Source organism: Marinobacter sp. S6332, from assembly GCF_023016045.1.
Taxonomy (GTDB): Bacteria; Pseudomonadota; Gammaproteobacteria; order Pseudomonadales; family Oleiphilaceae; genus Marinobacter.
In genome coordinates this window covers 74,432-99,084 of sequence record NZ_JALKAP010000008.1, presented here as the reverse complement: position 1 = coordinate 99,084, position 24,653 = coordinate 74,432, and the positions used below count along the sequence as shown (strand labels likewise).

The 24,653-nt window shown below is 52.9% G+C and carries 20 protein-coding genes and 3 tRNA genes; 10 read left to right on the top strand and 13 right to left on the bottom strand.

Annotated elements, in window-relative coordinates; all coding sequences use genetic code 11:
- Positions 1–106: 106 nt before the first annotated feature.
- From MWU62_RS12915 to dbpA, 4 genes are all read right to left on the bottom strand, one after another.
- The gene (locus MWU62_RS12915) at positions 107–1,429 is read right to left on the bottom strand and encodes a sodium ion-translocating decarboxylase subunit beta (RefSeq protein WP_247115307.1); all 1,323 of its coding nucleotides are present in this window, start codon (positions 1,427–1,429) and stop codon (positions 107–109) included.
- 26 nt (positions 1,430–1,455) lie between these two features.
- A complete protein-coding gene (gene oadA / locus MWU62_RS12910; protein ID WP_247115306.1) occupies positions 1,456–3,243 on the bottom strand; it encodes a sodium-extruding oxaloacetate decarboxylase subunit alpha in 1,788 nt (595 codons plus the stop codon).
- A gap of 45 nt (positions 3,244–3,288) precedes the next feature.
- Positions 3,289–3,540: an OadG family protein gene (locus tag MWU62_RS12905; RefSeq protein ID WP_247115305.1), complete on the bottom strand. Its 252-nt coding sequence runs from the start codon at positions 3,538–3,540 to the stop codon at positions 3,289–3,291.
- A gap of 218 nt (positions 3,541–3,758) precedes the next feature.
- Positions 3,759–5,132: an ATP-dependent RNA helicase DbpA gene (gene dbpA / locus MWU62_RS12900; RefSeq protein WP_247115304.1), complete on the bottom strand. Its 1,374-nt coding sequence runs from the start codon at positions 5,130–5,132 to the stop codon at positions 3,759–3,761.
- Between the two features lie 107 nt (positions 5,133–5,239).
- On the opposite strand from dbpA, the gene MWU62_RS12895 reads away from it, so the two are divergent.
- Positions 5,240–5,776 carry a DUF2058 domain-containing protein gene (locus MWU62_RS12895; RefSeq protein WP_247115303.1) on the top strand — a complete coding sequence of 179 codons (537 nt, stop codon included), beginning with the start codon at positions 5,240–5,242 and terminating at the stop codon, positions 5,774–5,776.
- 33 nt (positions 5,777–5,809) lie between these two features.
- On the opposite strand, the gene MWU62_RS12890 is transcribed toward MWU62_RS12895, so the two are convergent.
- A complete protein-coding gene (locus tag MWU62_RS12890; RefSeq protein WP_247115302.1) occupies positions 5,810–6,541 on the bottom strand; it encodes a 5-oxoprolinase subunit PxpA in 732 nt (243 codons plus the stop codon).
- Between the two features lie 117 nt (positions 6,542–6,658).
- Between MWU62_RS12890 and MWU62_RS12885 the strand changes: the two genes are divergently transcribed.
- From MWU62_RS12885 to MWU62_RS12865, 5 genes are all read left to right on the top strand, one after another.
- On the top strand, positions 6,659–7,462 hold the full coding sequence (locus MWU62_RS12885; RefSeq protein WP_247115301.1) for a TlpA disulfide reductase family protein: 804 nt from the start codon (positions 6,659–6,661) through the stop codon (positions 7,460–7,462).
- 263 nt (positions 7,463–7,725) lie between these two features.
- The gene (locus MWU62_RS12880; protein WP_247115300.1) at positions 7,726–8,748 is read left to right on the top strand and encodes a TRAP transporter substrate-binding protein; all 1,023 of its coding nucleotides are present in this window, start codon (positions 7,726–7,728) and stop codon (positions 8,746–8,748) included.
- A 94-nt stretch (positions 8,749–8,842) separates the two neighbouring features.
- Positions 8,843–9,382, top strand: a complete 540-nt coding sequence (locus MWU62_RS12875; protein ID WP_247115299.1) for a TRAP transporter small permease — start codon at positions 8,843–8,845, stop codon at positions 9,380–9,382.
- Positions 9,383–9,386: 4 nt separating this feature from the next.
- Positions 9,387–10,691, top strand: a complete 1,305-nt coding sequence (locus MWU62_RS12870; protein WP_247115298.1) for a TRAP transporter large permease subunit — start codon at positions 9,387–9,389, stop codon at positions 10,689–10,691.
- Between the two features lie 58 nt (positions 10,692–10,749).
- Positions 10,750–11,307 carry a winged helix DNA-binding protein gene (locus MWU62_RS12865; RefSeq protein ID WP_247115297.1) on the top strand — a complete coding sequence of 186 codons (558 nt, stop codon included), beginning with the start codon at positions 10,750–10,752 and terminating at the stop codon, positions 11,305–11,307.
- Between the two features lie 88 nt (positions 11,308–11,395).
- Here the strand turns inward: MWU62_RS12865 and MWU62_RS12860 are convergent.
- From MWU62_RS12860 to alaS, 6 genes are all read right to left on the bottom strand, one after another.
- Positions 11,396–11,472: transfer RNA gene (locus MWU62_RS12860), tRNA-Arg, on the bottom strand.
- A 210-nt stretch (positions 11,473–11,682) separates the two neighbouring features.
- Positions 11,683–11,759, bottom strand: a tRNA-Arg gene (locus MWU62_RS12855).
- Between the two features lie 66 nt (positions 11,760–11,825).
- Positions 11,826–11,915 (bottom strand) — tRNA-Ser (locus MWU62_RS12850).
- A 128-nt stretch (positions 11,916–12,043) separates the two neighbouring features.
- A complete protein-coding gene (gene csrA, locus MWU62_RS12845; protein ID WP_247115296.1) occupies positions 12,044–12,241 on the bottom strand; it encodes a carbon storage regulator CsrA in 198 nt (65 codons plus the stop codon).
- Positions 12,242–12,423: 182 nt separating this feature from the next.
- Positions 12,424–13,662, bottom strand: a complete 1,239-nt coding sequence (locus tag MWU62_RS12840; RefSeq protein WP_247115295.1) for an aspartate kinase — start codon at positions 13,660–13,662, stop codon at positions 12,424–12,426.
- A gap of 109 nt (positions 13,663–13,771) precedes the next feature.
- Entirely contained in the window at positions 13,772–16,402 is a 2,631-nt protein-coding gene (alaS, locus tag MWU62_RS12835; RefSeq protein WP_247115294.1) for an alanine--tRNA ligase, read from the bottom strand.
- Between the two features lie 156 nt (positions 16,403–16,558).
- Between alaS and MWU62_RS12830 the strand changes: the two genes are divergently transcribed.
- Positions 16,559–17,098 carry an RDD family protein gene (locus MWU62_RS12830; RefSeq protein WP_247115293.1) on the top strand — a complete coding sequence of 180 codons (540 nt, stop codon included), beginning with the start codon at positions 16,559–16,561 and terminating at the stop codon, positions 17,096–17,098.
- 17 nt (positions 17,099–17,115) lie between these two features.
- Here MWU62_RS12830 and lptG read toward each other — a convergent pair whose 3' ends face one another.
- Both lptG and lptF read right to left on the bottom strand, forming a co-directional pair.
- Positions 17,116–18,177 (bottom strand): LPS export ABC transporter permease LptG, encoded by a 1,062-nt coding sequence (gene lptG, locus MWU62_RS12825; protein WP_247115292.1) that lies wholly within the window; start codon positions 18,175–18,177, stop codon positions 17,116–17,118.
- Positions 18,170–19,273, bottom strand: a complete 1,104-nt coding sequence (gene lptF, locus MWU62_RS12820) for an LPS export ABC transporter permease LptF (protein ID WP_247115291.1) — start codon at positions 19,271–19,273, stop codon at positions 18,170–18,172. Before lptF ends, lptG begins: the two co-directional genes overlap by 8 nt.
- Before the next feature lie 249 nt (positions 19,274–19,522).
- On the opposite strand from lptF, the gene MWU62_RS12815 reads away from it, so the two are divergent.
- From MWU62_RS12815 to MWU62_RS12805, 3 genes are all read left to right on the top strand, one after another.
- Positions 19,523–21,016, top strand: coding sequence for a leucyl aminopeptidase (locus tag MWU62_RS12815; protein WP_247115290.1), 1,494 nt, complete (start codon positions 19,523–19,525; stop codon positions 21,014–21,016).
- Entirely contained in the window at positions 21,016–21,531 is a 516-nt protein-coding gene (locus MWU62_RS12810) for a DNA polymerase III subunit chi (protein WP_247115289.1), read from the top strand. Before MWU62_RS12815 ends, MWU62_RS12810 begins: the two co-directional genes overlap by 1 nt.
- 267 nt (positions 21,532–21,798) lie before the next feature.
- Positions 21,799–24,651, top strand: a complete 2,853-nt coding sequence (locus tag MWU62_RS12805; RefSeq protein WP_247115288.1) for a valine--tRNA ligase — start codon at positions 21,799–21,801, stop codon at positions 24,649–24,651.
- Positions 24,652–24,653 lie beyond the last annotated feature (2 nt).

The window sequence follows — 24,653 nt, the reverse complement described above, 5'->3', positions numbered from 1 at the left end:
TGAAAGAAGGCGCCTCTCCGGCTCAGACACCCAAGTTAACAGGCCCAGAAAGCAGAAAACCCCGCACAAAGGCGGGGTCTTCCGTAAAGCACTGCAAGAGCAACAATCAGCTAAGCAATTTGATCATCACACCCGCAGCAACAGCCGAACCAATAACACCAGCAACGTTCGGCCCCATAGCATGCATCAGCAGGAAGTTCTGCGGATTCGCCTCAAGACCAACCTTGTTGGAAACCCGCGCTGCCATCGGCACCGCAGATACACCAGCAGAACCAATCAACGGGTTGATCGGATCCTTACTGACCTTATTCATCAGCTTGGCCATCAGAACACCGCAAGCAGTACCAACACCAAACGCTACGATACCCAGCCCCAGAATACCCAGAGTTTGAGCGTCCAGAAACTTGTCTGCCATCAGCTTGGAGCCAACAGACAAACCAAGGAAAATAGTAGTAATGTTGATCAGGGCATTCTGTGCAGTGTCACTCAAGCGCTCCACCACACCACACTCACGCATCAGATTACCAAAGCAGAACATACCCAGCAGAGGCGCAGCATCTGGCAAGAACAGAACCACAGCGATCAAAACAACCAGCGGGAAAACAATCTTTTCACGCTTGCTGACAGGGCGCAGCTGGGACATCTTGATAGCCCGCTCTTTCTCAGTAGTCAGCGCCTTCATGATCGGCGGCTGAATCATAGGAACCATCGCCATGTACGCATACGCGGAGACAGCAATTGCACCCAACAGATGCGGAGCCAGAACACTGGAAACGTAGATGGATGTTGGACCATCAGCACCACCAATGATACCGATAGCAGCGGCTTCCAGAATGGTAAAATCAAGAATACCTAGCCAGTCCAGCAGTGCAGCACCCAAAACCGTACCAAAAATACCGAACTGGGCCGCTGCACCCAGCAGCATGGTTTTCGGGTTAGCCAGCAACGGACCGAAATCCGTCATTGCACCAACACCCATGAAAATCACCAGAGGCCCGATGGTGCTGCCGATAACTACTGAATAGAAGTTATACAGCATGCCATTACCATAACCGGCATCCTGAGCGACCGTATTCGCTGCCGCCATTTCGGAATAGCTAGCTTCTTTCACGGCCAGCTTGAAGGCTTCTTTCAGCTCGGGCGTAATTGCTTGCCCAGCCTGATAAGCCACATCCAGAGGCGCAGCCAGCGTAGCCAGCAACTCCCCTTTCCCGCCACTCATGGCAAGATGGATAGCATTTTCCGCCGCAGTCAGAGCAAGCCCTGCCTCCGGAATATTCGCCAGAATGCCACCAAACCCGATAGGCACCAGCAGCAATGGCTCAAACCCTTTGCGAATTGCAAGGAACAGAAGAAGCAGGCCAACGGCGATCATAATCACCTGACCGAGTTCTATATTGAACAGGCCACTACCTGTCCATAACGTCATTAACTTATCCATGGAATGCTGGCCCTTTATGCGATTGTCAGCATTTCATCATCAGGGGAGACGGCATCACCGACCTTGATGAAGACTTCGCCGACAGTGCCGGCTTTCGGTGCACGAATCTCAGTTTCCATTTTCATGGCCTCGAGAATAATCAGCACATCGCCTTCTTCAACGGCATCACCCGGTGAAACCAGTACCTTGAAGATATTGCCGCCCAGAGGTGCGATAACAGGCTCACCTTCACCAGCCGCCGGAGCAGGCGCAGAAGCTGCCGCTGGAGCGGATGCAGCACCGCCCTCGCCTTGAATCTGGGTGATTTCACCGCCTTCAGACACAGCAACCACGAACTTTTTGCCGTTGACATCAACAGTGTAGGTTTCTGGGCCGCCAGCCTTCTTGGCAGGCGCCGCATCTTCTGCGGAAGGAACCGGCTCAAAGGCATCTGGGTTGTTGCGGTTTTCAAGGTACTTCAGGCCGATCTGCGGGAACAGTGCATAGGTCAGAACGTCATCAACAACGTTATCTGCCAGCTTGATTCCCTTTTCGTCGGCCAGCTTCTTCAGCTCGTCGGTCAACTTGTCCATTTCCGACTCAATGTTGTCCGCCGGACGACAGGTGATAGCTTCTTTGCCATCCAGAACACGCTCTTGCAGTTCCTTGTTCATCGGCGCCGGAGCAGCACCATACTCACCTTTCAGGATGGCAGAGGTTTCTTTCGAAATGGATTTGTAGCGCTCGCCGGTTAGAACATTCAGGACCGCTTGGGTACCAACAATTTGGGAAGTCGGCGTTACCAGCGGGATGAAACCCAGATCCTCACGCACCTTAGGAATCTCAGCCAATACTTGGTCGAACTTGTCCGCAGCGTTCTGTTCCTTGAGCTGGTTTTCCATGTTAGTAAGCATGCCACCCGGCACCTGAGCAATCAGGATGCGGGAGTCAGTGCCACGAAGGCTGCCTTCAAACTTCGCATACTTCTTGCGCACTTCGCGGAAGTAGCTGGCAATTTCTTCCAACAGTACCAAATCCAGCCCGGTGTCACGCTCGGTGCCTTCAAGAATGGCTACAACCGCCTCAGTGGGCGAATGACCGTAGGTCATGCTCATAGAAGAAATGGCTGTATCCACGTTATCAATACCGGCTTCCGCGGCCTTGATGGCTGTAGCGGTAGACATGCCGGTGGTCGCGTGGCACTGCATGTGAATCGGGATATCGAGTTCTTTCTTCAGGCGACTAACTAGATCAAACGCCACGTACGGCTTTAGAATACCCGCCATATCCTTGATCGCGATGGAGTCTGCACCCATGTCCGCAACTTCTTTTGCCAACTCAACCCACATCTCGATAGTGTGTACCGGGCTTGTGGTGTAGGCAATAGTGCCTTGAGCGTGTTTGCCGGTTTTGCGAACGGCCTTGATGGCGCGATCCATGTTACGGGGATCGTTCATCGCATCGAAAATACGGAACACATCCACGCCGTTTTCGGCTGCACGCTCACAGAAACGGTCTACCACATCATCTGCATAATGCCGGTAACCCAAAAGGTTCTGGCCACGCAGCAACATTTGTTGGGGCGTGTTAGGCATTACTTTTTTCAGTTCGCGGATACGCTCCCAAGGATCTTCACCCAAATAACGAATGCAGGAGTCGAAGGTAGCGCCGCCCCAAGATTCCAAAGACCAGAAACCGACTTTGTCGAGTTTCTCGGCAATGGGCAGCATATCGTCAAGCCGCATACGGGTGGCAAGCAGGGACTGGTGGGCGTCACGCAGGATAACGTCCGTAATCCCCAGCGGTTTCTTTGTGTCAGTCATCGTGTCAGCCTTCTGTTTAAAGGTTGTATCTAATCGGGTGCCAGATCACTTCTTGTGGCGTGACCGGAATTGTGCAATCGCCTTTTTAATAGCCTCGGCTGTATCAGGGTCTACTGATGCAGGCGCCTTAGGCTTGGCACGAGGAGTTCTGGCCGGGGTCACCGGCTCTGGTGGAGCAAACCGGGTAAGCAGTTTGGACATAAGCAGGGTCGCGAACACCAGAATAATCAGGAACACGAACACAAAGCCCATACCCGCAACCATCAGATCGACGGCTTGTGACATCAGGTCATCCATATTGAACAGCTACCTGTATTGGTTTATGGATTTTCCCCGGAGCAACGGAGCCGCATAAGACCTATGTCTTAGCCGCGTCAGAGCAAACCGGGAGGCAAAATCCTGCGTAATTTACCGGTTTCGCAGGCTGTGAGCAACCAAAATGCAAATGACTATACGGAGTTTCCGAGCGTTGCTCGACGGCTCTAACTTGCCGAGAAACCCTGTGACAACAGTTCTCAGACTAGTCTGACTCTTAGTTTGCGACCTTTTATTTTTCCATCCTCAAGGCGCTTTAGGGCGCGTTTGGCCTGTTTAGCCTCTACAGCGACAAAGCACTGAAAGTCAAACAAATCAATCTTGCCGACGGATTGGCCATCCAGCCCCGCTTCGCCGGTGAGGGCGCCCAACACATCCCCTCTCCGGAGCTTGTCCTTGCGCCCGGCAGCAATGCAAAGAGTTCTCATGGCCGGAGGAACAGGCTCTGCAGGCATTGAAAGTAGAATTTCCGCATCCCCCCAGACGACCGAGGTGCCGCGTTCACTCTCAAGACGATTGATTTTGTGCCCCTGGGCCGGGCTACATAGGGTAACAGCCAAACCAGCCTCTCCCGCACGCCCGGTGCGCCCTATCCTGTGGGTATGCACTTCCGGATCCCGCGCGGGTTCGGCATTGATAACCAGCGGCAACGCTTTGATATCCAATCCGCGGGCTGCAACGTCTGTTGCCACCAAAACCTGACAGCTCTGATTGGCAAAGCGCACCAGCACGCTGTCCCGCTCACGTTGTTCAAGGTCACCGTGCAATGCCAGCGCCGAAAAACCTTGAGCACCTAACTCTGCGGCCAACTCATCACACTGTTGCTTCATGGCGCAGAACACCAAGCAGGATGCAGGTTGATATTCGGACAGCAAACTCACAATGGCATGTGTACGCTCAGGTGCAGGAATTTCATAAAACAGTTCGCGGATATCGCTATTCATGCTTTGAGCCTCTGCCCTCACATCAACAGGATCCCGCTGAAAACCCGCGCTTAGCTTTCGAATAGACTCTGGCCAGGTAGCAGAAAACATTAGCGTCTGACGCTTTTTAGGCATGTAACTCAGCATTTCTTCCATAGCAGGCTGAAAACCCATATCGAGCATTCTGTCTGCCTCATCCAGCACCAAAGTAGAGAGGCGCTTTAAATCCAGAGTTCCTTTGCGCAGATGATCCGCAATTCGTCCTGGCGTACCTACAACGATATGAGCGCCATGGGCCAGCGAGCCAATTTGCGGACCAATAGACACGCCGCCACATAGGGTGAGTATCTTTACGTTTTCCTGCGCTCTTGCCATTTCCCGCAATGCTTTCGCAACTTGGTCCGCCAGCTCACGGGTGGGGCATAGAACCAGCCCCTGAACCGCAAACAGCTTCGGCTTGAGGCTTTCAATTAACCCGATACCAAACGCAGCCGTCTTACCACTGCCGGTTTGCGCCATTGCGATCACATCACGACCCGCCAAGCAATGTGGCAAAGCCCTGGCCTGAATATCTGTAGGCTGTGAAAAGCCTAACTGGGCAAGATTGGCCTGCATGGCTGCAGACAGATCAAGATCTTTAAAGGATGGCATACAAGAAAATCCCGGAATCAGCGGTTGCTGGTTAAGAAGGTAAGCTCGAGGGCGTATACTAGCGCGATAGAGTATCAGAAATCATGACCAATTAATGGAGTTATCCCATGGCGTCCCTGCAGGATCAGCTATTGAAGGCGGGCTTGGCCGATCAGAAAAAGGCCAAAGCGATTCGCAATGAAAAACACAAGCAGCGCAAGCAGCAGCCGAAAGGCGCAGTGCAGATAAACGAGACCGAAGTCCGTGCTCGTCAGGCCCGCGAGGAAAAAGCCGAGCGAGACCGCCAGCTGAACCTTAAACGCCAGGAGGAGGCTGAAAAAAAGGCCATTCAAGCCCAGATTCGCCAACTCGTGGATACGAACCGGTTGGATCGTAGCCGAGGCGAAACGTCTTACCAATTCGTTCACGACAAAAAGATCAAAAAACTGTATGTGGACGATACTATGGCCGATCAACTCTCACGAGGCCGCTTAGCTATTGTGTTTGTGAATGGCCAGTATGAGATTGTCGCCGAGGGAGTGGCACGCAAAATTATCGAGCGCGACGCGCAAGCGGTTGTAGTGCTTCACGACCGCAAGAAGGACGATGTGGGTGACGATGATCCATACGCGGGTTATGAGATTCCTGACGACCTGATGTGGTAAACGGTCGTGCGAAAGCGCAACCTAAGCTAGCCGTCAGGCCGCCAGCGCTTGACGGATAGCTTTCACTGCAGCAATGGACTCTGGGTTATCACCGTGGACACACAGAGTGTCTGCCTCAAGAGAAAGCGACTTACCGTCGATCGTCTGGATCGCACGCCCACGGGCAATGGCTACAGCTTGATTCAGAATAATATCCGAGTCCTGATGAACAGCTCCCGCCATATTGCGCGACACTATGTAGCCGTTTTCATCGTAGGCGCGGTCTGCAAAGGCTTCTAATAGCAACTTCACGCCGTACTCGGCACACAGATCCTTTAACGGCTCATTATTTGCGGTCGTCATCGCCATAAGCGCAAGCCCGCCAATGGACTGACTCAGTGCGCCGAGAATAGCACGCAGCACTTTTTCGTCCCGCATCATATCGTTATACAGCGCGCCGTGGGGCTTAACGTAGCTGAGACTCCCACCCTGCGCTGCTGCAATCTGGCCCAGAGCACCCACCTGATAAAGCACCATGGCGTGAATTTCTTCGGGGCTGCACACCATGGGGCGTCGACCAAAACCCTGAAGATCCGGGTAGGCCGGGTGTGCCCCCATAATCACCTTGTGCTGAAGTGCCAACCGTACCGTGTTGTGCATAACAAGAGGATCACTGGCGTGAAACCCACAGGCGATGTTTGCCTGATCTATGAATGGCATTACCTGATCGTCCAGCCCCATGGTCCAGGCGCCGTAACTTTCGCCGATATCACAATTCAATAGCATATCTGCACCCAATTAGTTTTTTTGGAAACCAAATGTCACGACCAACAATAGCCCGAAAAAGGAACTCATGGGAGCCTCTGGGGTCGTAGACCTGCCAATCATAAACAAGGAGCGAAGATGTTATCGGTTAACTTGGGCCCTCTGAGCCTGTCTCTGGCTCACCTTTTGCTGATCAGCGCCTTCGCCATCGCGCTGATTGTTGGCGCTATTAGTGGACGCAAACAAAGCATACCTATTGCCGGAACCCTGTCTGACATATTTCTGGCGTCCATGGTGGCAGCGCGCATAGGGTTTGTTATCCAATACTTCGAACACTATCAAGAAAACCTCTGGGACATTATTGACATACGGGATGGTGGCTTTCACGTTATCGCCGGCCTAATTGGCGCATTGGCACTGACCGTCTGGAAGCTCTGGCGCCACCCCGCAATACGCAGGCCACTCTCACTTGCGGTAACCTCGGGCTTGATAACCTGGGGCTCTATTTCACTACTGACAGCATTGATAGAAACCAGCTCCCGAGGGCTGCCTGAAGCCAGCTTCACACTACTGGACGGTACTCCTGTTACCTTGGCTGAAGTAGCCCAAGACAAGCCAATCGTTGTCAACTTATGGGCTAGTTGGTGCCCACCCTGCATCCGTGAAATGCCAGTATTAGAAAAAGCCCAACAGGACAATCCCGACATCACCTTTGTATATGTAAACCAAGGTGAGCAGCCTGAAACAGTCACCCACTTTATGAGCCAGCACAACCTCTCGCTGCAGAATGTGCTAACCGACACCAGCGCCAGACTTGGCCGCATAACCGGCAGCCAGGCGCTACCGACGACACTGTTCTACGATGCCAGCGGTCAACAGGTCAATGCCCACCTCGGAGAGCTCTCGAAGGCCTCTCTGGCACACAACTTAAGAAGCTTCTAACACCTATCGAAAAGAGATAAAACAACCATGAGCAGCTCTGGAGCCTAGCGCTGGGCTGTTCATTACGGCCAACCAATACTCAATAAGAGCATTTTATTGATAACTTACCAATAAAATCACGATACTTTCTTGATGATTTTTAGCAATAAGTTTGACAGCTGCCTGCCGTACAACTAGTTTTGATCAGACAAAGCACTCAGAAAAATACAACAATAGACACAACTGACACCCACCGTGTGGGCCAGTGCCAGGAGCCAAGCACTATGCAAACAAACACCAGATCCTCACACCAAACACAGGGTTCTACCCCTTATAGAAAGCGCCTTGGCGGTGTGCTCACAGCCGCAGCACTAACGTTTTGCGTCGGCAGCGCTCAGGCCACAGACTGGGATATGCCAACACCCTACGGTGATTCAAATTTTCACACTGTTAACATCCTCCAGTTTGCTGATGACGTGCGGGAAGCTACCGACGGCGAGCTAGATATCACCATCCACAGCAGCGGCTCTTTGATTAAGCATCAGGAAATCAAAAATTCTGTGCGCCGTGGATTGGTTCCCATTGGCGAGCTGATTATGTCGCGTCTAGCAAACGAAGACCCGCTGTTTGAAGTCGACTCAGTACCCTACCTTGCCAGTGATTATGATCAGGCGTGGAAACTCTGGCAGGCATCGAAAGATGTGCTCGCTCAGCGTCTCGAAGGCCAGCGCCTGAAGCTACTCTTTGCAGTACCCTGGCCTCCCCAAGGCATTTACACCCAGTTTGCAGTAAACACCGGCGAAGAATTGAAGGGCGTTAAAATGCGCGCCTACAATAAATCTAGTGAACAGCTTGCCGACCTGCTTGGCGCACTACCAACTCAGGTTGAAGTGCCTGACATTCCTACTGCTTTTGGCACAGGCCGTGTTGACGCGATGATTACCTCTCCCTCTACCGGCGCCAATACCCGAGCCTGGGACTACCTGACACACTTCAACCATGCCCAACTGTGGCTTCCCAAGAACATGGTCGTTGTGAACGTAAAAGCTTTCGACAGCCTGTCGGAAGAAGCACAGAAAGCGCTGGAAAGCGCCGCTGAAGTGGCAGAAAAGCGGGGCTGGGAAGCGAGTAAAGCGGAAACCGAAGCTAAAATAAAAATCATGCGGGATAACGGCATCGAGGTCTCGGAGCCCTCACCGCAGTTGGTCAAGCATCTGCAAAAAATTGGCGAAGCCATGACAGAGGAATGGCTCGGGCGTGCAGGCGAAAGCGGTCAGGCTCTGCTTGACGCTTATAACAAGCAGTAATCGCAAAGCAACGTCACAGCACCCTGTGGCCGGGTGCTGTGGCATTTGAACGACTCCCTCCCTGCAATACGGGTCACAACAAGAGGACAGGCCCATGCGCAGAGCACTTGATGCCTTTTACAAACTGGGGGGCGCGCTTTCCGCAGTGCACCTGACTCTCATTATGGCATTGATTGTGGCTCAGGTGCTGGGCCGCGTTCTGGATAAACTGCTGGGGTGGGCGGGCTTTGATGCTCTCGGGCTCAACGTGCCAGGGCTTGCGGAAATTGCTGCGTTCATGCTGCTTGGCGCAACTTTTTTTGGTCTTGCGTATACGTTCTGGCAAGGCGGTCACATCCGCGTCACCTTGATAATTCAGTATCTACCCAAACCCTTGCATCGCGTCATGGATATAGCGGTAACTCTGGTTGCTGTTTCGATCACGGGCTTTGCGGCTTGGCACAGCGCACGGCTGGCTCTCGACAGCCACAACTATGGCGACCTCTCAATCGGTATGGTGCCGGTGCCACTGTGGATTCCACAGGCCGTTATGACACTTGGTCTAGTTTGGCTGTTAATTGCCCTTCTGGACGCACTAATTCTACTTGCCAGTGGCAGGATCACCCAGCTCAAAAACGAAACGCCTCAGGAGTAAGCTCATGGAAATGATCTGGATGAGTTTACTGTTGCTATGCGTACTTCTGGCGCTTCTTGCCAGCGGCCTGTGGGTTGCGTTCTCACTAACCACTATTGGCTGCATTGCACTGTTTTTTTTCAGCGGCATCCCTGTCGGAGACAGTCTTTCCACAGCCTTTTACAGCGCAAGTGTATCCTGGGATCTGGCAGCGCTTCCCATGTTCATCTGGATGGGGGAGGTTCTGTTTCGCTCGCGCCTGTCCGAAGAGATGTTCCGAGGCATATCCCCCTGGGTTGGCAAGGTACCCGGGCGCCTGCTGCATACCAACATTTTAGGCTGCGGCATTTTCGCGGCAATTTCCGGCTCTTCTGCCGCAACCGCCGCAACAATCGGCAAAATGTCGATACCGGAGCTCACCAACCGTGGTTACAACAAGAACCAGATTCTCGGTACGCTGGCCGGCTCCGCGACTCTGGGCTTGCTGATCCCCCCCTCCATCATTCTGATTGTATACGGAGTAGCCACGGAACAGTCCATCGCCCGTCTTTTCGTTGCTGGCATACTGCCCGGGTTGATGCTCATATCCCTGTTTGCTGGGTACGTCATGATCTGGTCCATGATGAACCCGTCCGGCGTGCCCGCTGGTGAAGCCGAATCCTTCTCCTTTGGTGAAAAAGTACGTCGTAGCCGCCCTCTTATTCCCGTAATGCTGCTGATTGTTGGCGTTATTGGCTCAATTTACACGGGGTTGGCGTCGCCCACGGAGTCAGCTGCGATCGGTGTGGCTCTGGCGCACCTTCTATCCTGGAAAAGCGGCTCACTGAACTGGAACACCTTTTCAACCGGGCTGATGGGAACCGTAAAGACCTCATCAATGATTGCCTTCATCCTTATAGGTGCTCATTTCCTGACTAGCGCTATGGGCTTCACCGGTATCCCGCGCGAGCTTGCGGCTTGGATCGACACTCTGGGCCTGTCACCTTATATGTTGTTGGTGGCACTGACCCTGTTCTTCGTTCTCCTAGGCTGCTTTCTTGACGGTATTTCAGTTGTGGTGCTGACCACTTCGGTCATTCTACCAATGGTTGAGGCTGCGGGTATTGACCCACTGTGGTTCGGCATTTACCTCGTAATCGTTGTTGAAATGAGCCAGATTACTCCGCCTGTAGGGTTCAACCTTTTCGTCATCCAAGGGCTGACCGGAGAGAACATTCTGCGAATTGCTTGGGCCGCACTGCCCTACTTCCTTCTGATCCTGAGTGGCGTAATTCTCATTACCCTGTTCCCGGAGATTGTGACCTACCTGCCAGGGAAAATGGGCAACTAGTGGAGTTCGTGGCGGACAACCTAAAGAAACTCCGTTAATAAAGAGCACTTGTTTTATCATGAAAAAAACTAGAGATTCTTCGCAAAGTCCAGATCAGAGCGCAGCGCAGCGTAAAGTGGGCCCCATTGTGTCATCTGCTCACCTCGCCTCCGACAGTGCAATGGAATTATCCGAGCTAGAATTCGGGCTGATCGTGGCCAGCAACGCCTTCAACCGATGGATGGTTCGCTGCATGAACGCGGCTGGCCTACCTGAATTAAGCCCTTTAGACATATTGGTTTTACACAGCGTAAACCACCGCGATCGCGCGAAGAAAACCGCTGACATTTGTCTGGTGTTGAACGTGGAAGACAGCCATACCGTGACCTACGCGCTCAAGAAGTTGTTAAAACACGGAGTGGTTGCTTCGGAGAAACACGGTAAAGAGACTTTCTATTCAGCCACGGAAAAGGGCAAGACTGTCTGCCGTCGCTACCGCGAAATCCGTGAAGAGTGCCTTATAGATTCGCTACGGACATTAGGGTTCTCTGGGTCCGACACCGGGGCTGTAGCGGGCTTCTTGAGAGGGATATCGGGGCTTTACGACCAAGCGGCGCGTTCTGCTGCGTCGCTTTGAGTCGTTACATACGTAGCGTCATGCAGGGTTAGAAAGCAAAACGCCTCAGGATGTGAAGTTCACAAGCTGAGGCGCTTTGATCTTAATATGGCGCGGCTGGGAGGATTCGAACCTCCGACCGCTCGGTTCGTAGCCGAGTACTCTATCCAGCTGAGCTACAGCCGCCGATAACTTTTTATCCTGCCCGGATGGGTGTGAGCCAATGGGAGGATTATTCGGGCTTTCAGCCCTCACCCCTTCGGGGCCGCCGTCGCTTCGCTCTGGCGTTCCTCAACCTGCTTTGCAGGTTTCGGTCGAACCTCTTTTCGGTTCAAATCCTGTCTGACTTGTGAGCCTGACTCTAAAGCAGGGTTCATTCATCAGTGTTCTTAAAAGTGGCGCGGCTGGGAGGATTCGAACCTCCGACCGCTCGGTTCGTAGCCGAGTACTCTATCCAGCTGAGCTACAGCCGCGCATTGATCACTTTTTCTGGTTGAAAGCAACTTCAACCTGTTCCGCTTTTCTTATCAAAAAGAAAATGGCGGAGAGGGAGGGATTCGAACCCTCGGTACGATTGCTCGTACGGTTCCTTAGCAGGGAACTGGTTTCAGCCACTCACCCACCTCTCCTTCAGAACGGGGCGTATACTACCATAATTTTTCTGTTTTCATAGGGTTGACACGATTTTTTTAGCCTTCGTTTTCCCTAAATACAAAAAAGCCGCTCAGATTCACCCTGAACGGCCTTTTTTCGCTACTCAGCTGTTGCCGGGTTCCTGCTCATCCACGCCTTTTTCAGACTGAATACGCTGGTAAATTTCTTCACGGTGTACAGCAACTTCTTTCGGTGCATTTACCCCAATCCGCACTTGGTTACCTTTTACCCCGAGTACGGTTACGGTGATGTCATCACCAACCATCAAAGTTTCGCCAACGCGGCGAGTTAGAATCAACATATTCCTTACTCCCTATCCTGAGCTACCTGTTCCGACAAGTAATTTTTTAATTGGTTCTACGTTTATAGTGAGATCACTGGCCGACCAAAAGCCGCACATTCCCTTATACGGTCCCGTGCGATCATAAGGTCAGAAAATAAACCTCTTTTTATAACGCCCTGCAAACCAGACAAATGCCCATGTTACAGGGTTTCTTCTACCCCAGGCTTGTCTAGTTCAAACGCACTGTGCAGGGCGCGAACCGCAAGCTCAAGATATTTCTCGTCAATCACCACAGAAATCTTAATTTCCGATGTGGAGATCATCTGAATATTGATGCCTTCAACCGAAAGGGCTTCGAACATTTTGGTTGCCACACCAGCATGGGAGCGCATACCAACACCAACAATACTGACCTTTGCAATCTTGGTGTCACCGCTTACACCGCGTGCACCCAGTTCGTCTGAAACTTTCTGGAGAACGCTTTTTGCGCGATTGAAATCATTGCGGTGAACCGTAAAGGTAAAGGCTGTCCGGTTGTCTTCACCTACGTTCTGGACAATCATGTCCACATCGATATTGGCATCACTGATTGGCTTTAGAATGCCCAGCGCACTACCCGGGGTATCGGGCACGCCCGAGATAGTAACTTTGGCTTCATCACGGTTAAAAGCGATGCCGGAAACGACCGGTTGTTCCATGGCGATTTCTTCCTCAAATGTAATCAGAGTGCCCTCACCTTCTTTAAAGCTGGAGAGAACCCTTAACGGAACGTTGTATTTGCCCGCAAACTCTACGGCGCGAATCTGGAGCACTTTGGAACCAAGACTCGCCATTTCCATCATTTCTTCAAATGTGATCCGCTCTAGACGGCGAGCACTGTCCACAACTCTGGGGTCAGTGGTGTAAACACCATCCACATCGGTATAAATCTGGCATTCATCAGCCTTTAACGCTGCCGCCAATGCAACGGCTGTGGTGTCTGAGCCGCCCCGGCCCAGCGTTGTGATATTGCCGTGTTCATCAACACCCTGAAATCCGGCAACCACCACCACGCGGCCAGCATCGAGATCTTCGCGCATGCGCTGCTCGTCGATCTGCTTGATACGGGCTTTAGTGTGCATACTGTCAGTCAATATGCGCACCTGAGAACCCGTATAGGAGCGCGCATCACAACCTTGCTTCTGCAGTGCCATGCAAAGAAGTGCGATCGTTACCTGCTCCCCGGTGGAGACCAGAACGTCCATCTCACGCGGTGTAGGCTCTTCCGTAATACTGTTGGCCAGAGCAATCAACCGATTGGTTTCGCCACTCATGGCAGAAACCACGACCACCACACCATGACCTTCGTTACGGAAGCCGCAAACTTTTTCAGCAACCGCTTCTATCCTCTCGGCTGTTCCCACCGAGGTGCCACCAAATTTCTGAACCAACAGAGCCATTGTCTTTCCAGTATCCGAATCAGAGATCTGTGGCAGGGCGGAGCGCCCTGCCAGTCAGTAAACAAGCGGCCAGAATTATAAACCCCGACCGCTTCAGAAAAATAGTTGCTTAAGCGAGATTTTTTTCAACCCATTCAGGCACACCAGCAAGAGCCTCGGCAAGCTTGGAAGGATCATTACCTCCGCCTTGCGCCATGTCAGGTCGACCGCCACCTTTACCATCGACCAAGCCAGCAAGGTGCTTCATCAAATCGCCGGCTTTGATCTTACCCGTTGCAGACTTGGTTACACCTGCAACTAGAGTTACCTTCCCGTCATCAACACTGGCAAGCACCACAACGCCTTCACCAAGCTTGTTTTTAAGCTGGTCAGTGGTTTCCATAAGTGCTTTTCGATCTGCACCTGCAAGCTCAGAGGCAACGACCTTTAGGCCCGCAACGTCTACCGCAGAGTCAGCCAGATCGCTACCTGCGGAGCTAGCAAGCTTAGCTTTCAAGGCATCAACGTCTTTTTCGAGCTGGCGATTGCGCTCAACCGTTTGCTGCACCTTGTCGACAACCGTTTCCCGACTGCCTTTTACCAAGCGGGCAGTTTCACGCAGAGTGCGCTCGGTATCGTCTATCCACTCAAGCGCTCCCAAGCCAGTCACTGCCTCAATACGACGAACACCGGAGGATATGCCACTTTCGGAAGTGATGCGAAGCAACCCAATATCGCCGGTGCGTGATACGTGTGTACCACCACACAGCTCTACAGAGTAGTTGTCTGAACCCATGCTCAATACACGAACTACATCGCCATACTTTTCACCAAACAGCGCCATGGCGCCTTTGGCCTGCGCCTGCTCCATATCCGTAATGTCAGTTTCTACAGCTGTGTTGCCGAGAATCTGTTCATTTACCTGAAGTTCGATTTCCTTCAACTGTTCCGGGGTAACGGCCTCAAAATGAGAGAAATCAAAACGCAGTTTATCCGGGTCGACAAGTGAGCCTTTCTGCCCTACATGCTCACCTAACACTTTGCGTAATGCTGCGTGTAATAAGTGTGTGGCAGAGTGATTTCGACGAATCCGCTCACGCCGCGCGTGGTCAATCCGTGCATCAACTTCCAGCCCTTCGAATAACTCACCCTCGATAAGTGTGCCCACATGTAGGTGGTTATCGCCGTCTTTGCGGGTATCGGTTACCTTGAAGCGTCCACCACTCCAGGTAAGCAAACCGGTATCGCCTACCTGACCACCAGACTCTGCGTAAAATGGCGTGCGTTCCAGCACTACAACGGCTTCATCGCCAGCTTCTGCGGTTTTCTGCTCACCGGCAACAATCACCGCGCGTATGCGCTCATGACCATCAATATGTTCGTGGCCAGTGAATTCGGTTTTACCATCGATGCTTAGACCCGCTGCGTTGTAATCTATTCCGAACTTACTGGCTGCCCGCGCACGTTCACGCTGGCTTTCCATAGCTTTTTCGTAGCCTTCATAATCAAGCGTCAGGCCGCGCTCACGTGCTATATCATTGGTGAGATCCACGGGGAATCCGAAGGTGTCATACAGTGTAAACACCGTCTCGCCGGGAATAACATCGCCTTTCAGCTCGGCGATATCCTGCTCCAAAAGGCGCAAACCTTTATCAAGCGTTTTCACAAACTGCTCTTCTTCCTGAAGCAACACTTTCTCTATTTGCTTCTGGCTGCTCACCAACTGCGGGAACGCCTCGCCCATCAACTCAACCAAAGCAGCAGTTAACTTGTAGAAGAAGGGACCAGTGGCACCCAGCTTGTTGCCGTGTCGCGCTGCTCGACGAATAATCCGGCGGAGAACAAAGCCTCGCCCTTCATTGGAAGGCATAACGCCATCAGAAATCAGGAACGCGCAGGAACGAATGTGATCAGCCACTACTCGCAAGCTAGCCTCGGTTTTTGCGGCGCCGCCCAAGATGGCTGATGCGGCTTTCAGCAAATCATCAAACAGGTCAATTTCATAGTTGCTGTGCACACCTTGCAAAACTGCTGTTACCCGCTCCAATCCCATGCCCGTATCCACGGAGGGCTTCGGAAGGTTAAGCATTTCACCATCTGCGGTGCGGTTATACTGCATAAAGACCACGTTCCAGATCTCAATGTAGCGGTCTCCGTCCTCCTCGGGGCTTCCGGGAGGGCCTCCGGCTACATTGGGGCCGTGGTCGTAGAAAATCTCAGTACAGGGGCCGCAAGGGCCGGTATCACCCATCTGCCAGAAGTTGTCTGAAGCATAGGGAGCACCTCCGTTATCCCCGATACGCACAATGCGATCTGCTGGCACGCCTACTTCTTTATTCCAGATATCGTAGGCTTCGTCGTCGTCTGCGTAGACGGTTACCCAGAGCTTTTCAGAAGGCAGATTCAGCCATTGTTCTCCAGTCAGGAAGGTCCACGCGTAGTTAATGGCTTCGCGCTTGAAATAGTCGCCGAAGCTGAAGTTGCCCAGCATTTCGAAGAATGTATGATGGCGCGCCGTGTAACCCACGTTTTCCAAGTCGTTATGCTTGCCGCCAGCACGAACGCATTTTTGAGAACTGGTCGCGCGGTTGTAGTCGCGCTCCTCACGGCCCAAAAATACATCTTTGAACTGGTTCATTCCCGCATTGGTAAACAGCAGTGTCGGATCATCTGCCGGCACCAACGAGCTGCTTGAAACAATGGAGTGACCTTGCTGTTTGAAATAATCGAGAAATGCCTGTCGCAACTCTGCGGTTTTCATAGCCCTTTGATACCTTTCCAGAAATCCCACCGTAAATCGGCCGGATCCGCGATTGAATACGAATACTTACATGCGTGTGCAAATCGGCTACTCTAGCACACGCCGGTTATAGGAAAAATGAATACAGGAAAAACGTGAAACATCACAGGAGACCCCATGCCCCGCCGCTTCGACGCTGCTGACGAACTACTTCCGCCAGCCACATTCCTAAAAAGATCATTGGCCATCATCTACGACGGTTTGATCAGCATCGCTGTGCTTTTGGTTACCACATGGATTTACACCCTGATCACCGGCTGGATTACAGGCTGGGATCGTCTTGAACAAAAAGCAGAAGCAGGCCAGTTATCCGGAGACCCCGGCCTGACGTTCGTGTTGTTTCTGGTGATGTATTTGTTCTTTGCTTACTTCTGGACGCGAATCGGGCAGACACTGGGCATGCAGGTTTGGCGCGTTCGTATTCAAAATATCGACGGGTCTTCTGTGAGCTGGAGCCAAGCACTTCGGCGTTACGTTACCGCTGCCGCAGTGTTTTTTTTGGCGCTTTTAGCAGGTCACTATCTTGGGTCTGCAACTCTATTTCTCTCCGTACCGGCCATGATCGCTTTGTTCTACCCCATCAACGGGCTTTCGGTAACAGACAGGTTTTCAGACAGTGTAGTTGTTGCTCTGCCCGCAAAAGCTAAGGCGGGTTGAAAAAGAGTGCCGGGCAGCTAACCTGCCCGGCGCATTAACAAGGCCCCCACCGCTGCATTTACAGCAATCGGCGCTGCAACCGCCAGTATTGGGTTAAACCCGAAGACCAAGCTCATCGGGCCCAGCAAGTCCTGCATATATTTAAACAACAGCCCCACCAGGAGCCCGGTAAAAATACGAAAACCCATGGTTACCGAGCGCAGCGGCCCGAATATAAAAGAAATCGCCACCAGTACCATCACGCCGGTACCCAAGGGCATTAGTGTCTTTTTCCAAAAAGCCAGCCAGTAGGGCGCGCCATTTAGTTCCTGATCACCAAGATAGGTGGCATAGGTGTATAGGCCTGTCATTGACAGGTTTTCCGGCTTAACGATCAGCACGCTCAACACACTTGGGGAAAGGCCTGTATCCCAGCGCAGGCTCTGATCGTCCACACGGCTGGTCGAGACACCCTCAAGCCGGGTAGTTTTGGTGTTTTGCAGAATCCAATGATCGCCCTGAAAAATCGCGCGCTCAGAAAAACTGGCCGCTACTAGCTGCCTCTGTTCATCGAAACGGAACAAGGAAACGCCATGTAGAACTCCGTTCGTTTGCACCGCGTTTAGATGCATAAAAACGTTACCTTCGCGGTGCCATACCCCATGAGCCGCTGCAACATTTTGGCCCGCGCCCAGGGCAACTGCCTTGTGGCTCTGAGCGGCTCGTTCTGCAGGCGGCGCCAAATACTCACCTATAAGCACACCCGCCAAAACAATCACCAGTGCTGGCTTCATGGCTGACCAAACAACTCGTTTTATAGAAACCCCGGCAGCACGAATAACCGTAAGCTCAGAGGAACTGGCCATGCCACCCAACCCAATGAGGCACCCCATAAAGGCACCCAGCGGCAGGTAATCGTAAATTCTGCGCGGTAAAGTGAGGGCCACATACCAGAGCGCATCCAGAATCTGGTAATTGTTCCGGGTGTCCTCCAGCTCGGCAACAAAGGCAAAAATAAGATCCAGAGACAGCACCACAACCATGACCAAAAACATGGCGCCGCCAACATTGCGCATCACATAACGATCAATTTTACGCACTAGCCACAGCCTCCCGCTTCACTTTTCTTTTGTGAAACCAGGCTGGGCCAAAATGCAGCCAAAGGCCAAGCGCTAGGAAAATAGCGTGCACCCAAAGCATGCCGAGCCACTCAGGCACCTTATCCTCAGCCATGGCGTCGCGGGCGACAATCAGCAAGCCAAGGTAAGCAACATAAACGAGCATGGCAGGTAAAAGGTGGAAAAACCGCCCTTGGCGGGGGTTTACCCGGCTAAGCCGAACCGCTAACAGCGCCACTATGGGTACAATCAACGGCAACGAGAAGCGCCAATGCAACAAAGCTCTATCTCGCGGGTCGTCGGAACGCATAAGTTGGCCAGTAGTAACCCCTTCATCCAACTCCACATCGCCGCTACTACCGCTGCGAATCTTCAATCCATAGGCCTCGAAGCCGGTAATCTGATAATCCAGTTTGCCCGGAATGCCATCGAAACGAGCCCCGTTTTCAAGAATAAGAAAGCGACTGCCGGTTTCTTCATCAATTAACTGCGAGCCGGAATCAGCAGTAATAACGCTTACGCCGGTCCCGCCTTGGCCGTACTCGGCAATAAAAACTCCTTTCAAACGGCGTTTATCATCACTAAGAGCTTCGGTATAGGTGACTCGACCACCCGATGAGAGCTTCTGAAATCGCCCCGGCGCAAGCAAATCGAACTCAGTTGCCTTCGCTTGTTCCGCAAAAATTTTCTCAACCTGTTTCATCCCCCAGGGCGAAACCATCAGGCTCATGCTTCCAACGATCAACATCACAAAAAGGCTGCCAATTAGAGTTTTTGCAAGCAGCTGGCGATCACTCACGCCACAGGCGTAGAGCACCGTCATTTCGCTTTCCATGTACATACGGCCGTAGGCGAGCAAAATGCCAATGAACAAGCCCAGTGGGAGGATGAGTTCGAGAAATCCTGGAAAGCGGTACGCCATAATTTCAAACAGCACACCCGGCGCAATCTTGCCCTCGGCAGCACCCGCCAAGTATTTGATAAAACGCCCGCTCATGAATACCAGCAAAAGGATGCCCGAAACGGCAACCATGCTGACCATAACTTGTCGTATGAGATAGCGAAAAATAATGCTCAAAACGGTTTCTCTGCCCGTGTAAACCGGAACATGGAGGAATAGGAAAACTGCGCGTATTCTATGTAACCTTAGGGCCGAATGACAGTGTAGCAGCGTTAAGGTAACTACAGATTATGCCCCAATAAACCGAATCAACCTGCTAACTCAACTTGATAATCCACCTGCAAACCCCAATGCTTAGTGGAACAGAATCGAATCAATTCTGCCGCATACATTTGCGGCCTTTCCCGGACAACTATAGGAGTTTCCATGAACTTCAGCCTTAATAATAATGCCATTGCGAGCACCAAAGCCGACTGCTTAGTTGTCGCCCTTCCGGAACAAGGCGACTGGCCAGCCTCGACCACCGAGGCCGACAGCGCATTAGGCGGGCTGATCAGCAAACTCCAGAAAGCCGGTGATATCAATGGCAAGAATGCTGAGACAAATCAGGTTCCACTCGTCGACCAGCCATGGAATAGATTGCTTGTAGTTGGCACTGGAAAAGATGCCGAGCGCAACAGCGCATACTTCCGCAAGGCATTGATTGCAATGATGGGTGCCCTTAAAGGCGGCCCTTCAAAAAGCGTGCTGATTGCCCTAACCGATACCAATGTCACCGGAGACGATAGCGTTAGCTCTGAACAGGCGAAACTCAGCTTGATTGGCCGTACTCTTGAAGACCAGCTCTACATATTCAGCGAATTTAAAAGCGAAAAGCCGACCGACCGCAAACTCAACAAGGTTTTGGTAAATGCGTCAGAGGCGGGCAAAACTCGAAAAGAAGCCTTTAATCTGGGCTTGGCAACCGGTCGCGGCATGAATCTGGCCCGTGATCTGGGCAATATGCCACCGAATATCTGCCACCCTTCATGGCTGGCAGAGCGAGCCAACAAACTGGCCACCGAGCACGATTGCATCAAGACCGAAGTGCTTGATGAAAAGCAGATGAAAGAACTCGGCATGAACTCCCTTTTGGCCGTTGGCCAGGGCAGTGCTCAGCCACCCCGCCTGATCATCATGGAATACCGCGGCGGCAATGCTAAAGACAAGCCTCATGTTCTGGTAGGCAAAGGCATTACCTTCGATACTGGCGGCATCAGCCTCAAGCCGGGCGCTGGCATGGATGAAATGAAATACGATATGGGCGGCTCTGCCGCTGTATTCGGCGCCATGCAAGTTCTTGCGGAAACCCAACCCAAAATCAACGTGGTTGCGGTTATCGCTGCTGCTGAAAACATGCCAGACGGGAATGCCACCCGCCCCGGCGATATCGTAACCACCATGTCCGGCCAAACGGTAGAGATCCTCAACACAGACGCCGAAGGCCGTCTGGTATTGTGCGATGCCCTCACCTACGTGAAGAAGTTCGATCCGGAAGTGGTCATTGATCTGGCAACACTTACCGGTGCCTGCATCATTGCACTTGGCCACGAGACAACAGGCCTGATGGCAAACAACGACGATCTGGCCAACGAACTGCTGGCTGCAAGCGAGCGCGCTAGCGACAAAGCCTGGCGCCTGCCTATTTGGGATGAGTACCAGAGCCTGTTGGACAGCAACTTTGCAGATATGGCCAACATCGGTGGCCGCACCGCGGGTACCATTACCGCGGCCTGCTTCTTGGCACGTTTCACTAAAGATTACCGCTGGGCGCATCTGGACATCGCTGGCACTGCTTGGCACTCAGGTAAAGCCAAAGGCTCTTCTGGCCGCCCGGTTCCCCTGCTGGTGGATTACCTGATGTCCCGTGCTGGTAAGTAATGGAAAGCAATGAGACACAAAGACCCGGCAGCCCGGCTGCCGGTAACTCCCAGTCCGCGTCCGCGCAGGAAGATAAAAACCAGCGTTACTGGTTTCACATTCTTCTGCAAGACACCCCTGCCGCCCGCCACTTGCATGCTACAAAGCTTGTAAACAAGGCCTGGCAGCAGGGTGACCGGGTTTGCATCGTGTGCGACACCCAGCAACAAGCTGAAGAACTGGACGAACTAATCTGGAACTTTAGCCCGGACGCGTTTATCCCGCACAGTGTCATTCTCGATACCGGCACACCCTGCACCGAACCTGTCGGCATACTGCTGTGCCCGCCGGTAGCGGAGGACTGGGATACAGTGATCATTCTCTCCGAGACGCTTCCTGCGAACGCGGACAAATTCAAACGCCTCGCCTTGGTGGCCCATAACAATCCCGCGGTTCTCAATCAGGCTCGATCGCACTTCAGGCAGCTTAGGGCTCTGGGGATTGAGCCCAGAGTTCACGATCAGAGAAACCGCTGAACCTATTAAGCGAATAGCACAATGCCTGAATGTGAGCACGGCAGGGCTGTGCCAAAACTGTAGAGGGCCAAGGACGGCCCGAAACAAGCGCACAGGGATGTGCTTGTAGCGTGTTTTGGTACAGCCCTGCCGTGCTCGCAGTACTCCCAACGTCCAGTCCTGAGTAGAAAGCAACGACCCAAGGTTCGCCCGACAGAAGGCGACCATGTATAATCCAGCGTTTCAATTTCCCCTTGTGAATCAATCAAACGGTCGCCAGAAAAACCCATGGAAAAAACCTACCAGCCAGAAAACATTGAGCGCCAGTGGTACCAAAACTGGGAATCCAAAGGCTACTTCCGCCCCAGCGGAGAGGGCGAGTCCTACAGCATCGCCATTCCGCCACCCAATGTGACCGGCAGCCTGCACATGGGCCATGCCTTTCAGCACACCATCATGGACACCCTCACCCGCTACAAGCGCATGCAGGGCCATAACACCCTATGGCAAGTGGGCAGCGACCACGCAGGTATCGCTACTCAAATGGTGGTTGAGCGCAAGCTGGCGGCCGAAGAAGGCAAAACCCGGCACGACTTGGGTCGCGACGAGTTCATCAAGCGTATCTGGGAATGGAAGGAAGAATCGGGTGGCACCATCACCGGCCAGATGCGCCGGTTAGGCAACTCCGTTGATTGGGACACCGAACGCTTCACCATGGACGACGGCTTTTACAAAGCTGTACAGGAAGTGTTTGTGCGCCTGTACGAAGACGGCCTGGTATACCGAGGCAAGCGTCTGGTGAACTGGGATCCGAAGCTGCACACCGCCATTTCAGACCTGGAAGTTGAGAACAAGGAAGAAAAAGGCTTTTTCTGGCACCTGCGCTATCCACTGGCCGATGGCGCCACCACTCAGGATGGTAAAGACTATCTGGTTGTGGCCACTACCCGCCCTGAAACCATGTTGGGCGATACCGCCGTAGCCGTTCACCCAGATGACGAGCGTTACCAGCACCTGATTGGCAAGTTCGTGATGCTGCCGCTGGTAAACCGTCGCATACCGGTGATTGCCGACCACCACGCCGACCCTGAGAAAGGTTCCGGCTGCGTGAAGATTACGCCAGCACACGACTTTAACGATTACGCCGTAGGCAAACGTAACAATCTGCCAATGATGAACGTGCTGACTCAGGATGCAGATATCCGTGAGCAGGCCGAAGTGTTCAACAGCGACGGTACAGAAAACACCGAACTGGATGCCAGCCTACCCGCAGCTTACGCGGGTCTGAGCCGGGAGGACGCCCGCAAACAGATAGTGGCCGATATGGAATCTGCCGATCTGGTTCAGCAAGTGGAAGATCACGTACTGAGCGTACCCCGTGGTGACCGCTCTGGCCTGATCATCGAGCCGATGCTGACCGACCAGTGGTTTGCCGATGCGAAGAAACTAGCCGAGCCTGCCATTGAGGCGGTCGAAGACGGTCGCATTCAATTTGTGCCCAAGCAGTACGAGAACATGTACTTCTCCTGGATGCGTGACATTCAGGACTGGTGTATTTCCCGCCAGCTTTGGTGGGGCCACCGCATTCCTGCCTGGTACGACGCCGAAGGCAATATTTATGTGGGTCGCAGTGAGGAGGAAGTCCGCCAGAAGCATAATCTGGCCGCCGACTTCGGCCTAAAGCAGGACGACGATGTGCTGGACACCTGGTTTAGCTCTGCCCTTTGGACATTCGGCACACTGGGCTGGCCAGAAATCACCGAGCGCCTTAAAACCTTCCACCCGACGGATGTTCTGGTGACCGGTTTTGACATCATTTTCTTCTGGGTTGCCCGGATGATCATGATGACCATGCACTTCATGAAAAATGAAGACGGCACCCCGCAGGTTCCCTTCAAAACCGTTTACGTCACGGGCCTGATCCGCGACGAGCACGGCGACAAGATGTCCAAATCCAAGGGTAACGTGATTGACCCTCTGGATATGATTGACGGCATCGATCTTGCCCCGCTGCTGGAAAAGCGCACCGGCAACATGATGCAGCCCAAGCTGGCGAAGAAAATTGCCAAGCAGACTGAAAAGGAGTTCCCGGAAGGTATTTCTGCCCACGGCACCGATGCCCTGCGCTTCACTCTGGCAGCCATGGCAACGACTGGTCGCGACATCAACTGGGATATGAAGCGCCTGGAGGGCTACCGCAACTTCTGCAACAAGCTGTGGAACGCTGCCCGTTACGTGCTGATGAACGTGGAAGGCGAAGACTGCGGCGTGAATGGCGAGCCGGTAGAGCTGTCTTTGGCCGATCGCTGGATTATCAGCGCCCTGCAGCAGTGCGAGCAGGATGTAACCCGCCATTTAGATCAGTACCGTTTCGATCTGGCCTCTCACGCTCTGTATGAGTTTATCTGGAATGAATACTGCGACTGGTATCTGGAGCTTTCCAAGCCTTGCCTGAGCGACGACAGCGGTAGTGTTGAAGCGAAGCGCGGCACCCGCCGCACTTTGGTGCGCGTGCTGGAAACCGTTCTGCGCCTGGCGCACCCGATCATGCCGTTTATCACGGAAGAAATTTGGCAGCGCATTGCACCGCTGGCTGGCAAATCCGGCGACAGCATCATGTTGCAGCCTTTCCCGCAGGTGGATACCAGCAAGCACGATGCTAAAGCCGTCGAAGATATTGAATGGCTTAAGGGTGTGATTGTGGCCGTGCGTAACATTCGCGGCGAGATGAATATTTCCCCGGCGAAGAAGATTCCGGTTCTGTTCCGTGGCAACAGTGCGGAAGGTCAGCGCCGAATGAATGAAAATCGTCAATTCCTGAGTTCTCTGGCCAAACTGGAGAGCCTTGAGTGGTTTGAGGGTGACAATGCGCCCATGTGTGCCACTCAGCTGGTTGGCGATATGGAAGTGTTGGTGCCTATGGCTGGGCTGATTGATAAGGATGCGGAGCTGAAGCGGCTGGATAAGGAGCTTGAGCGTTTGCAGAAAGAGATCGGGCGTCTTGAGGGTAAGCTGAACAATGAGAAGTTTACTGCTAAGGCACCTGCGGAAGTTGTGGCCAAGGAGCAGGAGAAGCTGGCTGAGGCTCAGGGTAATATGGGCCGGTTGCAGCAGCAGCGCGCAGATATTGAGGCCATGTAGGC

What these genes read in the sequence shown, in the direction of transcription:
- MWU62_RS12890 (WP_247115302.1), bottom strand. Translation starts at nt 6,541, where the DNA reads ATGCTATTGAATTGTGATATCGGCGAAAGTTACGGCGCCTGGACCATG.
- MWU62_RS12815 (WP_247115290.1), top strand. Translation starts at nt 19,523, where the DNA reads ATGAACTTCAGCCTTAATAATAATGCCATTGCGAGCACCAAAGCCGAC.
- csrA (WP_247115296.1), bottom strand. Translation starts at nt 12,241, where the DNA reads ATGTTGATTCTAACTCGCCGCGTTGGCGAAACTTTGATGGTTGGTGAT.
- MWU62_RS12870 (WP_247115298.1), top strand. Translation starts at nt 9,387, where the DNA reads ATGGAAATGATCTGGATGAGTTTACTGTTGCTATGCGTACTTCTGGCG.
- alaS (WP_247115294.1), bottom strand. Translation starts at nt 16,402, where the DNA reads ATGAAAACCGCAGAGTTGCGACAGGCATTTCTCGATTATTTCAAACAG.
- MWU62_RS12880 (WP_247115300.1), top strand. Translation starts at nt 7,726, where the DNA reads ATGCAAACAAACACCAGATCCTCACACCAAACACAGGGTTCTACCCCT.
- dbpA (WP_247115304.1), bottom strand. Translation starts at nt 5,132, where the DNA reads ATGCCATCCTTTAAAGATCTTGATCTGTCTGCAGCCATGCAGGCCAAT.
- MWU62_RS12810 (WP_247115289.1), top strand. Translation starts at nt 21,016, where the DNA reads ATGGAAAGCAATGAGACACAAAGACCCGGCAGCCCGGCTGCCGGTAAC.
- MWU62_RS12905 (WP_247115305.1), bottom strand. Translation starts at nt 3,540, where the DNA reads ATGGATGACCTGATGTCACAAGCCGTCGATCTGATGGTTGCGGGTATG.
- MWU62_RS12895 (WP_247115303.1), top strand. Translation starts at nt 5,240, where the DNA reads ATGGCGTCCCTGCAGGATCAGCTATTGAAGGCGGGCTTGGCCGATCAG.
- MWU62_RS12875 (WP_247115299.1), top strand. Translation starts at nt 8,843, where the DNA reads ATGCGCAGAGCACTTGATGCCTTTTACAAACTGGGGGGCGCGCTTTCC.
- MWU62_RS12805 (WP_247115288.1), top strand. Translation starts at nt 21,799, where the DNA reads ATGGAAAAAACCTACCAGCCAGAAAACATTGAGCGCCAGTGGTACCAA.
- oadA (WP_247115306.1), bottom strand. Translation starts at nt 3,243, where the DNA reads ATGACTGACACAAAGAAACCGCTGGGGATTACGGACGTTATCCTGCGT.
- MWU62_RS12865 (WP_247115297.1), top strand. Translation starts at nt 10,750, where the DNA reads ATGAAAAAAACTAGAGATTCTTCGCAAAGTCCAGATCAGAGCGCAGCG.
- MWU62_RS12830 (WP_247115293.1), top strand. Translation starts at nt 16,559, where the DNA reads ATGCCCCGCCGCTTCGACGCTGCTGACGAACTACTTCCGCCAGCCACA.
- MWU62_RS12915 (WP_247115307.1), bottom strand. Translation starts at nt 1,429, where the DNA reads ATGACGTTATGGACAGGTAGTGGCCTGTTCAATATAGAACTCGGTCAG.
- MWU62_RS12840 (WP_247115295.1), bottom strand. Translation starts at nt 13,662, where the DNA reads ATGGCTCTGTTGGTTCAGAAATTTGGTGGCACCTCGGTGGGAACAGCC.
- MWU62_RS12885 (WP_247115301.1), top strand. Translation starts at nt 6,659, where the DNA reads ATGTTATCGGTTAACTTGGGCCCTCTGAGCCTGTCTCTGGCTCACCTT.